Genomic DNA, 14,072 nt, shown 5'->3' on the forward strand with positions numbered 1-14,072 from the left:
GTGCGCACCCGCACCCTCGGCCGCAGCGGAGTCGAGGTCAGCGCCCTGGGCTTCGGCACGGCGGGCATCGGCGGCCTCTACACCCCGGTCACCGGGGACGAGGCGCGCGCCGCCGTCGACGCGGCCTGGGACGCGGGCATCCGCTACTACGACACCGCGCCCCACTACGCCATCGGCCACGCGGAGCGCCGCGTGGGCGCCGCGCTCGCCGACCGCCCACGCGACGCCTACACCCTCTCCACCAAGGCCGGCAGACGCCTCATGGCGGGCCCCGCGCGCCCCGGCGACCGCGACGACAGCGCCCACGGCTTCGCCGTCCCCGCCACCCACCACCGGGTCTGGGACTTCACCGCCGACGGCATCCGCCGCAGCCTCCACGAGAGCCTGGAACGCCTCGGGCTCGACCGCGTCGACGTCCTCCTGCTCCACGACCCCGACGACCACGGCGAGCAGGCGTTCACCGAGGCGTACCCGGCCGCGGAACGGCTGCGCGCCGAGGGCGTGGTCCGCGCGATAGGCGCCGGCATGAACCAGACCGCGATGCTCACCCGCTTCGTCCGGGACACCGACGTCGACATGGTGCTCTGCGCGGGCCGCTACACCCTCCTCGACCAGAGCGCCCTCACCGGCCTGCTCCCCGAGGCCGAGCGGCGCGGCGCCGCCGTCGTGGCCGGCGGCGTGTTCAACTCCGGGCTGCTCGCCGACCCGCGCCCCGGCGCCACCTACGACTACACCACCGCGCCCCCCGGCCTCCTGGAGCGCGCCCTCGCCGTCAAGGCCGCCGCCGAGCGCCACGGCACCACCCTGCGCGCCGCCGCGCTCGCCCTGCCCCTCGCCCACCCCGCCGTCGCCGCCGTGCTCGTCGGCGCCCGCTCGGCGGCGGAGGTACGGGACTGCGCCGCCCTGGCCGCCGAGCCCGTACCCGACGCCCTCTGGCAGGAGCTGCGGGCCACGGGCCTGCTCGCGCCCGATGTCCCCGTACCGGAAGGAGGCAGCGCGTGAGCGCCGAGCCCTGGATCATCGACGCCCACCACCACGTATGGGACCTCGCGGTCCGCGACCAGCCCTGGATCAGCGGCCCCGCGACGGCGCCGCTGCGCCGCTCCTTCACGCTCGCCGACCTGGCGGCCGACACCGCGGGCGCCGGGATCGCCGCGACCGTGCTGGTGCAGACCGTCACCGTCGCCGCCGAGACCCCCGAGTTCCTGGCGCTCGCCGACGGCCCAGGACCCGTCGCCAAGGTGGTCGGCTGGACCGACCTCACCAGGCCCGACGTCGCCGAGGCGCTGGCCGCCCTCGGGGCCTGCCGCGGCGGGCGGCACCTCGCGGGCATCAGACACCAGGTGCAGGAGGAGAACGACCCGGGCTGGCTCCAGCGGCCCGACGTGGCGCGCGGCCTCGCCGCCGTCGCGGCCGCCGGACTCGTCTACGACCTGGTGGTGCTGCCGCACCAGCTCCCCGCCTGTGTCCGCGCCGCCGCCGCGCAGCCCGGGCTCACCTTCGTCCTCGACCACCTCGGCAAACCCCCCATCGCCTCCGGGAGCCTCGAACCCTGGGCCGGGTGGGTACGGGAGCTGGCCGCGCTGCCCAACACCGTGTGCAAGCTGTCCGGGATGGTCACCGAGGCCGACCCGGCGGCCTGGACCGTCGAGGCGCTGCGGCCCTACGCCGAGACCGTGCTCGACGCCTTCGGGCCCGCACGCGTGATGTTCGGCTCCGACTGGCCGGTGTGCACCCTCGCCGCCCCGTACACCCGGGTACTGGACGTCGCCCTGGCCCTCACCGACCGGCTCGCGCCCGCCGAGCGCGAGGCCGTCTTCGCCGGTACCGCCGCCCGCGTCTACGGCGTCGGGGCCCCGGACGGCGCCCCTTCGAGCCGGGTCGGCGCCAGGTAGTCCCGTACGAACGTCCGCTCCCAGCAGGCCCCCGTCGCCCGCAGCTCGGCGGGCGTGGTGAACCGGTAGCGGAACAGTCGCGCCCGCACATGCCGTGGCGGCGACCCGGGCGGGAAAGGCGAGGACCGCAGCAGCCGCAGCGTGTCACGGTCGCCTTCGAGGAGCCGTTCGACGAACGGGGTGAACCAGGAGCGGGCGTACGCGGGGGAGAGGGCCGCGAACCACATCATCCAGTCGAGCCGCAGGTGGTACGGCGCGAACTGCCGCGGCCACCTGCGCGGATCGCCCGGCTTGCCGCGGAACTCGTACGCCCGCCAGTCGCCGTCCGCCCGGGGCCGCTCGTCCGCCGTGCCCTCCACCACCACCTCGAAACGCATCCTGCTCACCGTCCCGAAGGCGCCGTAGGTGTTCACAAGACGCAGCGGCTCGAACGAACTGTTCATGAGCTGCCGCCTGGACAGCAGGTTGCGCACGGGCCCCAGGCTCAGCACCACGAGCACCGCCGTCACCGCGATCACCAGCACCTCGTACCAGAGCGGCGCCGCCCCCGACGCACGGTGCGCGCGCGTGTACGGGGTGAAGTCGAGCGCGGACAGGGCGATGACCACCGTCAGATGGTTCAGCCACGAGAAGTTCCCGGAGAGCACCAGCCAGAGCTGGGTCACGATCATCACGGCCGCCGCCAGACTCGCCACCGGCTGTGGAGTGAACAGCAGGAACGGCACCGCCAACTGGGTGACATGGTTCGCCGCCGCCTCCACCCGGTGCAGCGGCCTCGGCAGCCGGTGGAAGAACCAGCTCAGCGGGCCCGGCATCGGCTGGGTCTCGTGGTGGTGCTCAAGGCAGGTCAGCCGACGCCAGCACTCGTCCCCGCGGATCTTGATCAGACCCGCCCCGAACTCCAGGCGGAACAGCAGCCAGCGCAGCAGGAACAGCACGAGCACCGGCGGCCCCACCCGGTCGTTGCCCAGCCAGATCGCCAGGAACCCCGTCTCCAGCAGCAGGGTCTCCCAGCCGAACCCGTACCAGACGCCGCCCGTGTTCACGACCGACAGGTACAGCGCCCAGGGCAGCGCCCACAGCAGCATCGCCCCCCACAGCGGCAGCAGCCCGTCCGCGCCCGCGAGCAGCGCCGCCGCCACCGCGCACCCCGTCCACGCCACCCCCGCGAAGAAGCCGTCCGAGTAGTACGCGTGGAACAGGCTCGGCGCCCTGCGGAACGGCACCCGGGCGGTGAACGCGGGCACCGGGAGCATCCCCCGCGCCCCCACGAGCGCCCGGAACTGGCGCGCGGCGCACAGGAAGGCCACCAGGTAGAGGGCGGCCAGCCCCTTCTGGAACACCAGCCTGGCCAGGCCGTACCCGGGCGCCGTGAACCACTCCATCCCCCCAGTGTCACCGCCCCCGCGCAACCCCACGCCCCCGCGGCCGCGACGCGCACCGCGCACGGGATGAAATCCTGAGCCGCTTGGCGAACCATGGGGGGATGGAACCCCTGGAACCGTGACAAGGTGGCCCCATGGAGCATCGGGGAACGAGTGCCCTGTCACTGCCGGACGACTGGCCCGCGCCGCCCGATCCCATCCTCGCGCTCAATCACCTGGGCAGCTTCGACTGGGACCTGGTGCGCGGCCTCATGCACCTGGACGCCCAGGCCCGCGAGATCTTCGACATCAGGGCCGACGAGTACGACGGCCGCCCCGCCACCCTCGGCACCCGGGTGCCGTCGGCCGAGGCCGCCCGGGTCGACGCGCTGGTCGCCCAGGCGGTCAAGACCGGCTCCGCGTACTACGGCACCTACTTCCGGGTCCGCCGCCGCGACGGCACCCTCCGCTGGACCCACACCCAGGGCTATATCCACCGGGACACCGGCGGCCATCCCGTGCGCATCCTCGGCATCCTCAGGGACGCCACGCAGGAACTCGTCGAGACCGTCGCAGGCCAGGGGCGCGACCAGGGCCACAAGCCGCCCGTCGGCGTCGTCGAGGGCACCGCTGCGGCGCTCTCCCACGCCCACACCGTGCAGGACGTCATCGACATCCTGGACGACTCCCGCGCCCTGCTCCGCTTCGGCGCCGACGGCCTGGTCATGGGCCTCGTCGAGGCGGGCCGCATCCGGCTCGTCGCCGAGGGCCCGCCGGGCAGCTTCGTGCCCGGCACCCGCGTCACCCGGGTCGACGAGCCGTACCCCATGGGCGAGGTGGCGCGCACCCTCAGGCCGCGCTTCATCGAGTCCCCCGACGAGTTCGCCACCGGTTACCCGGGCCTGTGGCCCCACATCAGCCACCTCGGCGTCGGCGCCGCCGCCTATCTGCCGCTGATCGCCCAGGCCAGGCCCATCGGCGTGCTCGGGCTCCTCTACCAGGGCGCGAGGCGGTTCGCACCGCAGGAGCGCGACGTCCTGGTCGCGCTCAGCAGCAGCATCGCCCAGAGCCTCAAGCGGGCCATGTTCTACGAGCAGGAGAAGGACGTCGCACGCGGCCTCCAGGAGGCCATGCTGCCGCGCACCATCCCCGGCGTCACGGGCGCCGACGTCGCGGTCCGCTACCGCTCCGCCGCGCTCGGCCGTGACATCGGCGGCGACTGGTACGACGTGGTGCCGCTGCCCGGCGGCCGGGTCGGCGCCGTCATCGGCGACGTCCAGGGGCACGACACCCACGCCGCCGCCGTCATGGGCCAACTGCGCATCGTGCTGCGCGCGTACGCCGCCGAGGGGCACACCCCCGCCGACGTGATGGCCAGGGCCTCGGTGTTCCTCAGCGAACTCGACACGGAGCGCTTCGCCACCTGTCTGTACGCGGAGGCCGATCTGTCCACCGGCGTCGTGCGAGTAGTACGCGCGGGCCATCTCGACCCGCTGCTGCGCCTCGCCGACGGCGGCTGCCGCCGGGTCGCCACCGAGGGCGGGCTGCCGCTGGGGCTCTCCGCCGACTTCAACCGGCTCGGCTACCCCGTCAGCACCCTGGAACTGGAACCGGGGCAGGCACTCGTGCTGTGCACGGACGGGCTCGTGGAGCGGCCTGGCGCCGACCTCGACGACGGCATGCGGGTCCTCATGGACCGGGTCTCCACCGGCCCCCACGACCTCTCCGAGCTGGCCGACCTGCTCTGCGGGTCCGTCGACGAGCTGCGGGGCGGCGACGACATGGCGCTGCTGCTGCTCCGCCGCGGGAGCGCCTGACGGCCCGCCGCGCACCCCCCCGAGCCCGCCGCGCAGCCCCTCCCGGACCCTGCCTCGTACACACCGCCCCCCGTCCCGCCGCCACACTTGTCCGCCGCAGGCGGATTCCGCAGAGTGGGGGTATGCCAGAACTACCCGAGGTCGAGGCGCTGCGCGGGTTTCTCCAGGAGCAGGCCGTCGGGCACGACATCGTGCGGGTGCTGCCCGTAGCCATCAGCGTGCTCAAGACCTACGAGCCGCCCGTCACCGCCCTCGAAGGACGCACCCTCACCGCCGTGCACCGCCACGGCAAGTTCCTCGACCTGGACACGGACGGCGTCCACCTCGTCACCCACCTGGCCAGGGCCGGCTGGCTGCAATGGCGCGACCGGCTGCCCGACGGGCCCCCGCGCCCCGGCAAGGGACCCCTCGCGCTGCGGGTGGCCCTGGAGACCGGCGAGGGGTTCGACCTCACCGAGGCCGGGACGCAGAAGCGGCTCGCGGTGTACACCGTCACCGACCCCGCCCAGGTCCCCGGCGTCGCCCGCCTCGGGCCCGACCCGCTCGCCGACGACTTCGACGAGGCCGCCCTCACCGCGCTCCTCGCCGGAGAGCGGCGCCGCCTCAAGGGCGCGCTGCGGGACCAGAGCCTGATCGCCGGGGTCGGCAACGCCTACAGCGACGAGATCCTGCACGCCGCGAAAATGTCCCCGTACAAGATCGCCGGCACCCTCGGCCCCGCGGAGCTGCGCACCCTGCACACCGCCCTGCGTACCACCCTCGAAGGCGCCGTCGAGCGGTCACGGGGGCTCGCCGCCGGGCGGCTGAAGGCCGAGAAGAAGAGCGGCCTGCGGGTGCACGGCCGCACCGGGGAGCCCTGCCCGGTGTGCGGGGACACCATCCGCGAGGTGTCGTTCAGCGACTCCTCGCTCCAGTACTGCCCCACCTGCCAGACCGGCGGCAAACCCCTCGCGGACCGCCGCATGTCACGCCTGCTCAAGTAGCGGGCAAGCAGGCAGCACCCGCCTCACCGCGGCAGCAGCGTCAGCAGCCGCCGCCCGTCCGCGGTCCTGATCTCGAAGCGGGCGATCTCGCCCGTGTGCAGCGCCGCAGAACCGCGCGTCGCCATCTCGTCGCCGCCCGGCGCCGGCACCGTCCACCTGGTCACCGTCTCCCGGTGCCCGTCCCTGCCGACCGCCACCAGCTCGCACTCCCACGGCCCCCGCGCCCCCGTCACCGTGAGCCCCACCTGCGTCCCCCACGAGCGGTCCCACGCCGTCACCGTCGCCGAGATCCCGCCGCGCCCGTCGTGCCCGACCAGCCGCTCCGGCCCCGGCTCGTGCGCCGCCGCGAGGCTCCCGCACACCGCGGCCCCCGCCGCGCCCGCGAGCACCGCGCCCAGCACCGCGCGCCGCCTGCGCCGCGCCGCGCCCGCCGCCCGCGCCATCTCCCCGAGCAGCCGCCGCAGCGGCTCCGCGCGCGGCGCCCCGGACGGTACGGGCGCCCCCGCGCTCCCGTACCGCCCGAGCGCCCGTACCGTCGGCCCGAAGGCCGCCACCCGCGTCGCACACAGCGGGCACTGTGCGAGATGGTCCTCGAAGCGGAAGGCGTCCGCCGCGCCCAGCACACCGAGCGCGTACGCGGCGGCGTCCCGGTGCCTCCCGATGGATCTCATACGCCTCCAGCCCTGCCGGCGGGGGTCCGCCCCCCGCCCGTCCACCCGTACGGACACCGCGGACGAAACGCTCAGGACACACCCCGATTGGCCCCGCCCCCGCGAACCCCTACACTCCACCGGCATGCTGCGCGTACTGGCCGTCGACGACGAGGAACCCGCGCTCGCCGAACTCCTCTACCTGCTGCGCGCCGACCCCCGGATCGCGCACGCCGAGGGCGCCACCGACGCCACCGACGCGCTGCGCCGCCTCGGCCGGGCCCTGGAGGGCGCCGCCGACGCCGCCGACGCCTACGACGTCCTCTTCCTCGACATCAGGATGGCCGGGCTCACCGGCCTCGACGTTGCCCGGCTGCTCGCCGGTTTCGCGCGGCCCCCGCTCGTCGTCTTCGTCACCGCCCACGAGGACTTCGCCGTCGAGGCGTTCGAGCTGAAGGCCGTCGACTACCTCCTCAAACCGGTACGCCGCGAACGCCTCGCCGAGGCCGTGCGCCGCGCCGCCGCCCAGACCGCCGCCGCCCGGCACGCCGAACCGCCGCCCACCGCGGGCGCCGACCGCATCTCCGTGGAGCGCGGCGGCGTCACCCGGCTGCTCGCCGTCGCCGACATCGCCTACGCCGAGGCGCAGGGCGACTACGCCAGGCTGCACACCGCCCAGGGCAGCCACCTGGTACGGGTGCCGCTGAGCACCCTGGAGGAGCGCTGGGCGCCGTACGGCTTCGTGCGCATCCACCGCAGCCACCTCGTCGCGCTGCACCGCATCGACGAACTCCGCCTCGACGGCGGCGGCATGAGCGTCCGGATCGCCGGGGCCGAACTCGCCGTCAGCCGCCGGCACGCCAGCCGGGTGCGCGAGCTGCTGCTGCGCGGCGGCGACGGCTGAGCCCCATCCCTTTCCCTCCCTCTTCCCCCGATCCTCGGTGCTGTCTACACTCCACGCCGTGACCGCCAGCGCCGAACCCCCACGCCGTGAGCGCGTCACCGGCGAGCCGCGCCCCGCGCGCCGCACCCCCGCGCGCCGCACCCAGTGGGAGATAGCCGAGCAGACCACCCTCGGCGCCGCCTACGTCCGCTCCCTGATGCGCAGTCAACTGCGGGCAGGACTCGCCGCGTTCGCCGCACTCGCGCTGCCCGTCGTGACCCTGCCGCTGTTCTTCGCGGCGCTCGGCAACGCCACCGTCGTCTGGGCCGTCCTCGGCTTCTGCTGCTACCCGCTGCTCGTCCTGATCGCCTACTGGTACGTGCGCCGCGCCGAGCGCAACGAGCGGGACTTCGCCCGCCTCGTCCACGGCGGCGACCACCCGCCGGGCCCCGGGGCGCCGTGAACGAGGGCTACGCCGTGGCCGCGGTGGCCACCGTGGTGCTCGCCACCGTCCTCGTCGGCGGCTTCGGACTGCGCCTCTCCCGCACCACCTCCGACTTCTACGTGGCCTCACGCACCGTGGGCCCCTCCCTCAACGCCGCCGCCATCAGCGGCGAGTACCTCTCCGCCGCCTCCTTCCTCGGCGTCGCGGGGCTGCTGCTCGCCTACGGGCCCGACATGCTCTGGTACCCGGTCGGCTACACCGCCGGGTACCTGGTGCTGCTGGTGTTCGTCGCCGCCCCGCTGCGCCGCTCGGGCGCCTACACCCTGCCCGACTTCGCCGAGGGGCGCCTGGAGTCGCCCCGGGTGCGCAGGCTGGTGAGCGTGTTCGTGGTCGGCGCCGGATGGCTCTACCTCGTACCGCAGCTCCAGGGCGCCGGGCTCACCCTGCGCACCCTCACCGGCTCCCCACGCTGGCTCGGCGGACTCCTCGTCGCCGCCGTGGTGGTGGTCTCGGTGGCCGCGGGCGGCATGCGCAGCATCACCTTCGTGCAGGCGTTCCAGTACTGGCTGAAGCTCACCGCGCTGCTGGTGCCCGCGTTCTTCCTGCTGCTCGCCTGGCACCGGGACGGCGGCGCGCCCCCCGCGTTCCCCGCGCAGGAGCCGTCCCCGGCCGGGGCGGGCGCGGGCCAGCCCTTCGCCACCGGCCGCGCCGACCACCCGCTCTACGCCACCTACGGACTGATCGCGGCCACCTTCCTCGGCACCATGGGCCTGCCCCATGTCGTCGTGCGCTTCTACACCAGCCCCCACGGCCGCGCCGCCCGCCGCACCACGGTCGTCGTGCTCACCCTGATCGGCCTCTTCTACCTGCTGCCGCCGCTGTACGGCTGGCTCGGCAGGCTGTACGCGCCCGAGCTGACCGGGGCCGGGGACGCCGACACCGCCGTGCTGCTGATTCCCGACCGCGCCGTCGCCGGGGTCGGCGGCGACCTGCTGGGCGCGCTGGTCGCGGGCGGCGCCTTCGCCGCGTTCCTCTCCACCACCTCGGGGCTCACCATGGCCGTCGCCGGAGTCCTCGGCCAGGACGTGCTGCCCGCCCGCGGGGTGCGGCACTTCAGGCTCGCCACCCCGCTCGCCATGCTGGTGCCGCTCGGCGGCGCCCTCGTGATGAACGGGGTCCCGGCGGCGGACGCGGTCGGGATGGCGTTCGCGGTGTCCGCGTCCTCGTTCTGCCCGCTGCTCGTCCTCGGCATCTGGTGGCGCGGCCTCACCCCGCCTGGCGCGGCCGCGGGCCTGCTGCTCGGCGGTGGCTCGGCGCTCGTCGCCGTCACCCTCACCGTGGCGGGCGTCGGCGGTGCGGGCTGGCCGCACACCCTGCTGGCCTGGCCCGCCGTCTGGTCGGTGCCGGTCGGCTTCCTCGCCATGGTGCTGGTCTCGCTCGCCACCCCCGGCAGCATCCCCCCGCACACCAGCGCCATCATGACCCGGCTGCACCTGCCGGAGTCGCTGGCCCGCCCCGCCGTCCCGGCGCCCGGGCCGCGGGGGCGCGGGCGCGGGGACACCGCCGGGCCCGGGTGGCCCGCGTGACCGGCACCGCCGCGGCCGTACTGGTCGCGCTCTGCCCGCTGCTCCTCGCCGGGGGCTTCCTCGTCGGCCGCCGCACCGCGCACCCCGACGGCCGCAGCGACGTCGGCTCCCCGGTGGAGCGCGCCACCTTCGAGACCCTGCACACCGCCTCGCTCGCCGCGCCCCCGCTGCGCGCCGGGCTCACCGCGGACACCGCGGGCAAGGCCGTGCGCGGCCTGCGCACCCTGCTGGGCACCGGCGCCCTGTGCGTCACCAACCGCTCCTCCGTGCTCGCCTGGGACGGCACGGGGGAGCGGCACGCGGCCTGGGTGGTGGACAGGCTGGGGGCGCTGCTCGACACCGGCCGCAGCGCCGCCTTCGACTGCGGCTGCGGGGACCCCGACTGCCCGCTGCGCTGGGCGATCGCCTCGCCCGTGGTCGTCGACGGCCGGGTGCTCGGCGCCCTCGTCGCCTACGCCTCACGGGACTTCGCGGTGCTGGCCCGCGCCACCGACGAGGTGGCCCGCTGGATGTCGGTGCAGTTGGAGCTGGCCGAACTCGACCGCTCCCGCACCCGGGTGATCGAGGCCGAGATCAGGGCGCTGCGGGCGCAGATCTCCCCGCACTTCATCTTCAACTCCCTCGCCGCCATCGCCTCGTTCGTGCGCACCGACCCCGAGCGCGCCCGGGAACTCCTGCTCCAGTTCGCCGACTTCACCCGCTACTCGTTCCGCAGCCACGGCGAGTTCACCACCCTCGCCGACGAACTCCATTCCATCGACCAGTACTTGGCCCTGGCGCGGGCGCGCTTCGGGGACCGGCTCGCGGTCACCCTCCAGATAGCGCCCGAGGTGCTTCCCGTGTCGCTGCCGTTCCTGTGCCTCCAGCCGCTCGTCGAGAACGCCGTGAAGCACGGCCTTGAGGGCGCGGTGGCGCGCAGCCGTATCACCATCGGCGCCAGGGACGCGGGCGCGGAGGCCGAGGTGGTGATCGAGGACGACGGGGTCGGGATGGAGCCCGGGCGGCTGCGGCGGATTCTGCGCGGCGCGGACGGGCCGGCGTCAGGGGTGGGCCTGTCCAACGTGGACGAGCGGCTGCGGCAGGCGTTCGGCGACGCGTACGGACTCGTGATCGACACGGGTGTCGGCGCCGGTATGCGGATCACGGTGCGCATCCCCAAGTACCGGGCGGGGGTGCATCCGCAGGTCGCGGGCGAGGAGGCGTGAACGGGGCGCGGGCAGCGGCGCGGTGCGGGCGGCGGGGCGCGCCGCGTGGTGGCGGGGGCGGGGCCTGGTGGTGGCGGGCGTGGTGGCGGCCGGGCGCGGCGGTGGCGGGGCGCGGTGTGGTGGCGTGGGTGTCAGAAGAGGTGGATGGCGAGGTGGCCGAGCGGCAGGCCGAGCTGCCACGCCGGGGTCCACACCTGGGGCGCCTCCTCCTCGCCCGCGCCCGGCGGGCCCCCGGGCACCGCGTCGAGGTCGGGCGCGAGCAGCTCCGTCTCCTCCAGCCAGCGCCATGCCTCGGCCGCCAGCTCCAGGTCGGGTCCCGGGCCGCCCGCCGCGAGCGCGTCGGCGGTCAGCACCGCCATCCGCTGCCGCACCCAGTCGCGCCACGGCTGGTCGTACGCGGTCAGCGACAGCCAGGTCTCCAGACGGGACACCGTCTGGATGTCGGAGAGCCCCGGTCCTGAGCCCGAGAGGTAGACCGTCAGCGCGAGCGCGTCGCGCCCGGCGCGGAACTCGAACGAGGTGGGCGGCATGAGGTCGCCGGTGAGCAGCACCTCGTCCGCCATGTACGCGGCGCAGAACCAGTCCATGGGCACCGTCATCTCGCCGCCCCCGGTGCCCTCCGCGCTTCCGGTGCTCTGGTGTTCCATCCCTTCCCGCCTTCCTCCGTCCCGTGCGCGCCCCTCGGGTGCGGGCCGCCGGGGACCAGTGGCCCGACACACACAGCCGAGTACGCAACCGGCCCACTGGCAAGGCGGTTTACCGGGATTTGACACAAGGTGCGGTTTCAGTGCAGGTCACCGGCGTATCCCGGAAGCTCCCGGCGCAGTGCGCGCAGCGCGTAGTACGCGCGGGACTTCACAGTACCGGGCGGAATCCCCAGCGTTTCGGCTGCTTCCGCCACGCTGGCACCGCGGAAGTACACCAGCATCAGGACTGCACGGTGCTGCGGAGTGAGAGTCTTCACAGCCTCCCGGATGTCGAGCGCGGCGGCGGAGCGCTCCGCGTGGTCCGCGCACACCTCGGCGCTGTCCAGGACCTCGGCGCCGACCTCGGCAGGGCGGGCGGAGCGCGCCCTGCGGGCGTCGATGGCCAGCCGCCTGCCGACCGTGAAGAGCCAGGGGCGCACGGAGTCGTAGTCGGCGCACAGCGCTTCCGGGTGCTGCCAGGCGCGCACGAACGTCTCCTGCATCAGATCCTCGGCGCGCTGCCTGTCCCCGTCGCTCAGCCGCAGCAGCAGGGCGAACAGGGCTCCGGCGTGTTCGCGTTGGAGTTCGGCGAGCACGCGTTCCTCCGTCGTGACCGTCATGGGCGTATGGCAGCGCAGGGCGCCGGGCGTCGACAGGTGCCGGGCGCGCCACAGCGCCGGGCGGTCGATGCGATCGGCGAGCGGTGCGGCGAACGGAGGGACGGGCGCCGCCCGCGCCGCCCGCGGCCCCCCGGCGGGCGCGGCACCACCATCGCGACCGTGATACTCATACCGGTATAAGTATTGGGTCAGTCGGGTCGAGACGGGGAGTCACGACACATGGTGGAGATCAAGACCGATGCCGCGCTGGACGCGATGCGGGAGGCCGGGAGGGTGGTGGCCCGCGCCCTGGCCGCGACGCGGGAGGCGGCGGGCGTCGGGGTGCCGCTGCGGGCACTCGACGAGGCGGCCCGCGCCGTCCTGGACGAGGCGGGCGCACGCTCGCCCTTCCTCGGGTACCGGCCGTCCTTCGCGCCCGTGCCCTTCCCCGCGGTGGTCTGCGTGTCCGTCAACGACGCCGTGGCGCACGGCATCCCCACCGGCCGACGGCTGCGCGACGGCGACCTGGTGAGCGTCGACTGCGGCGCCCTCCTCGACGGCTGGGCGGGCGACGCCGCCACCACCTTCACCGTCGGCACCCCGCGCCCCGCCGACCTCGCACTGATCGACGCCACCCGGCGCGCCCTCGACGCCGGTGTCGCCGCCGCCGTGGCCGGTGGCCGGCTGGGCGACATCTCCCACGCCGTCGACACCGTCGCCCGCGAGGCCCGCTGCGGGATGCCGGCCGACTTCGGCGGGCACGGCATCGGCCGCAGCATGCACGAGGACCCGCACGTCCCCAACCGCGGCCGCCCCGGCCGCGGCTTCCCCCTCCGCCACGGCCTGGCCCTCGCCATCGAGCCCATGCTCATGGCCGGCGGGCGCGACGTCTACCGCACCGACCCCGACGGCTGGACCCTGCGCACCACCGACGGCAGCAGGGCCGCCCACTTCGAGCACACCGTCGCCGTCACCGACCGCGGCCCGCGCGTCCTCACCCTGCTCTGAGCGCCGCCGCCGCGCGCTCGATCAGCTCCTGGAGGCGCAGCCCCCTGGCCGCGTCGAGCGGATGCGGGGTGCCGGTGCGCACCGCCGCCGCGAACTCCCGGCGCAGCACCGGCCAGCACTCCTCGTGGTCGAGTTCCGCGGTGTCGTACACCACCGGGTCGCCGGGCCCGTACAGCTCGATCCTGGTGAGCCCCGCGGGCAGCCGCACCGCGCCGGACAGCGACGCCTGGCTGACCGCGCCGCCCTCGTGCGCGCAGCTCAGCTCGGCCCAGCGGCGGGAGTCGCCGACGGCGCGCACGGACACGATCGGGCCGGCCGCCGCGTCCAGCAGGTCGAGCAGGTGCGGCCCGAGGTCGTACAGCGCGCCTTGGTCGAGCCGCCAGCCGTGGGCGAACTCGCCGCCGAGGAGCGAGCCGCTGAGGTAGCAGGAGCGGACGCCCTCGACCCTGGTGCCCGCGGCGCGTTCGAGGAACGCGCGCGTGCGGGGGTGGTAGCGCTTGGAGAGGACGAGTTGCGAGATGACGCCGTGCTCCGCGACGGCCTCGGCCACCGCGCGCGCCCCCGCCAGGTCCCCGGCGAGCGGCTTCTCCAGCAGCAGCGCCCGCCCGGCCGCTGCGGCGCGCACGGCGAGCGGGGCCTGCACGGCGGGCGGCACCGCGAACGCGACGGCCTCGCAGCGGTCGAGCAGTTCCTCGAACGAGCCCGCCACCGCGGCCCCGTGGGGCGCCGCGGTCTCCCGCGCGGCCTCGGGGCGGCGCGCCCAGACCGCGGTCAGCTCGGTCTCGGGCCCCGCCGCCAGCATCCGGGCGTGCATGGCGCGGGCCCAGGGCCCGGCCCCTGCCAGGCCGACCCGCAGCGGCGCCGCGGGCGTTTTGGCGTCGGACGGGTGGTGTGTGGCGGGAGGCGTCATGGTGGCTCCGGGAGTCGAGGGCGGTTGTGGGGTGCCGGGGT

At 75.2% G+C, this 14,072-nt stretch carries 13 protein-coding genes and 1 pseudogene; 9 read left to right on the forward strand and 5 right to left on the reverse strand.

The window, feature by feature from the left end:
* Positions 1 to 1,002 (forward strand): aldo/keto reductase, encoded by a 1,002-nt coding sequence (locus tag ACIBIW_RS23575; protein WP_399338967.1) that lies wholly within the window; start codon positions 1 to 3, stop codon positions 1,000 to 1,002.
* Positions 999 to 1,895, forward strand: a complete 897-nt coding sequence (locus ACIBIW_RS23580; RefSeq protein ID WP_399338968.1) for an amidohydrolase family protein — start codon at positions 999 to 1,001, stop codon at positions 1,893 to 1,895. The genes ACIBIW_RS23575 and ACIBIW_RS23580 overlap by 4 nt, the downstream gene beginning before the upstream one ends.
* Here the strand turns inward: ACIBIW_RS23580 and ACIBIW_RS23585 are convergent.
* Entirely contained in the window at positions 1,841 to 3,280 is a 1,440-nt protein-coding gene (locus ACIBIW_RS23585; RefSeq protein ID WP_399338969.1) for a lipase maturation factor family protein, read from the reverse strand. The genes ACIBIW_RS23580 and ACIBIW_RS23585 overlap by 55 nt on opposite strands.
* 134 nt (positions 3,281 to 3,414) lie before the next feature.
* Here ACIBIW_RS23585 and ACIBIW_RS23590 point away from each other — a divergent pair.
* Positions 3,415 to 5,064 (forward strand): annotated as a pseudogene (locus tag ACIBIW_RS23590) (SpoIIE family protein phosphatase); the annotation flags it as partial.
* Between the two features lie 134 nt (positions 5,065 to 5,198).
* Positions 5,199 to 6,059 carry an Fpg/Nei family DNA glycosylase gene (locus ACIBIW_RS23595; protein ID WP_399338970.1) on the forward strand — a complete coding sequence of 287 codons (861 nt, stop codon included), beginning with the start codon at positions 5,199 to 5,201 and terminating at the stop codon, positions 6,057 to 6,059.
* A 23-nt stretch (positions 6,060 to 6,082) separates the two neighbouring features.
* Here the strand turns inward: ACIBIW_RS23595 and ACIBIW_RS23600 are convergent, their stop codons facing one another.
* Entirely contained in the window at positions 6,083 to 6,730 is a 648-nt protein-coding gene (locus tag ACIBIW_RS23600; RefSeq protein WP_399338971.1) for a hypothetical protein, read from the reverse strand.
* A gap of 124 nt (positions 6,731 to 6,854) precedes the next feature.
* Between ACIBIW_RS23600 and ACIBIW_RS23605 the strand changes: the two genes are divergently transcribed.
* Genes ACIBIW_RS23605 through ACIBIW_RS23620 form a run of 4 tightly spaced genes read left to right on the forward strand, consistent with a single transcriptional unit; the run spans position 6,855 to position 10,828 of the window.
* Positions 6,855 to 7,613, forward strand: a complete 759-nt coding sequence (locus tag ACIBIW_RS23605) for a LytR/AlgR family response regulator transcription factor (protein ID WP_399338972.1) — start codon at positions 6,855 to 6,857, stop codon at positions 7,611 to 7,613.
* Between the two features lie 58 nt (positions 7,614 to 7,671).
* Positions 7,672 to 8,055, forward strand: coding sequence for a hypothetical protein (locus tag ACIBIW_RS23610; protein ID WP_399338973.1), 384 nt, complete (start codon positions 7,672 to 7,674; stop codon positions 8,053 to 8,055).
* The gene (locus ACIBIW_RS23615; protein WP_399338974.1) at positions 8,052 to 9,623 is read left to right on the forward strand and encodes a cation acetate symporter; all 1,572 of its coding nucleotides are present in this window, start codon (positions 8,052 to 8,054) and stop codon (positions 9,621 to 9,623) included. Before ACIBIW_RS23610 ends, ACIBIW_RS23615 begins: the two co-directional genes overlap by 4 nt.
* Positions 9,620 to 10,828, forward strand: a complete 1,209-nt coding sequence (locus ACIBIW_RS23620; protein ID WP_399338975.1) for a sensor histidine kinase — start codon at positions 9,620 to 9,622, stop codon at positions 10,826 to 10,828. Before ACIBIW_RS23615 ends, ACIBIW_RS23620 begins: the two co-directional genes overlap by 4 nt.
* A gap of 131 nt (positions 10,829 to 10,959) precedes the next feature.
* Here the strand turns inward: ACIBIW_RS23620 and ACIBIW_RS23625 are convergent, their stop codons facing one another.
* Both ACIBIW_RS23625 and ACIBIW_RS23630 read right to left on the reverse strand, forming a co-directional pair.
* Complete coding sequence (locus ACIBIW_RS23625; RefSeq protein ID WP_399338976.1) at positions 10,960 to 11,475, reverse strand: hypothetical protein; 516 nt, start codon at positions 11,473 to 11,475, stop codon at positions 10,960 to 10,962.
* A gap of 137 nt (positions 11,476 to 11,612) precedes the next feature.
* Positions 11,613 to 12,134 carry a sigma-70 family RNA polymerase sigma factor gene (locus tag ACIBIW_RS23630; protein ID WP_399338977.1) on the reverse strand — a complete coding sequence of 174 codons (522 nt, stop codon included), beginning with the start codon at positions 12,132 to 12,134 and terminating at the stop codon, positions 11,613 to 11,615.
* A 219-nt stretch (positions 12,135 to 12,353) separates the two neighbouring features.
* On the opposite strand from ACIBIW_RS23630, the gene map reads away from it, so the two are divergent.
* On the forward strand, positions 12,354 to 13,121 hold the full coding sequence (gene map / locus ACIBIW_RS23635; protein ID WP_399338978.1) for a type I methionyl aminopeptidase: 768 nt from the start codon (positions 12,354 to 12,356) through the stop codon (positions 13,119 to 13,121).
* On the opposite strand, the gene ACIBIW_RS23640 is transcribed toward map, so the two are convergent.
* Positions 13,108 to 14,031, reverse strand: coding sequence for a Gfo/Idh/MocA family protein (locus ACIBIW_RS23640; protein ID WP_399338979.1), 924 nt, complete (start codon positions 14,029 to 14,031; stop codon positions 13,108 to 13,110). The two genes, map and ACIBIW_RS23640, sit on opposite strands and share 14 nt — an antisense overlap.
* Positions 14,032 to 14,072 lie beyond the last annotated feature (41 nt).

This window comes from Streptomyces sp. NPDC050560 (genome assembly GCF_044457285.1).
In the GTDB taxonomy this organism is placed as follows: Bacteria; Actinomycetota; Actinomycetes; order Streptomycetales; family Streptomycetaceae; genus Streptomyces.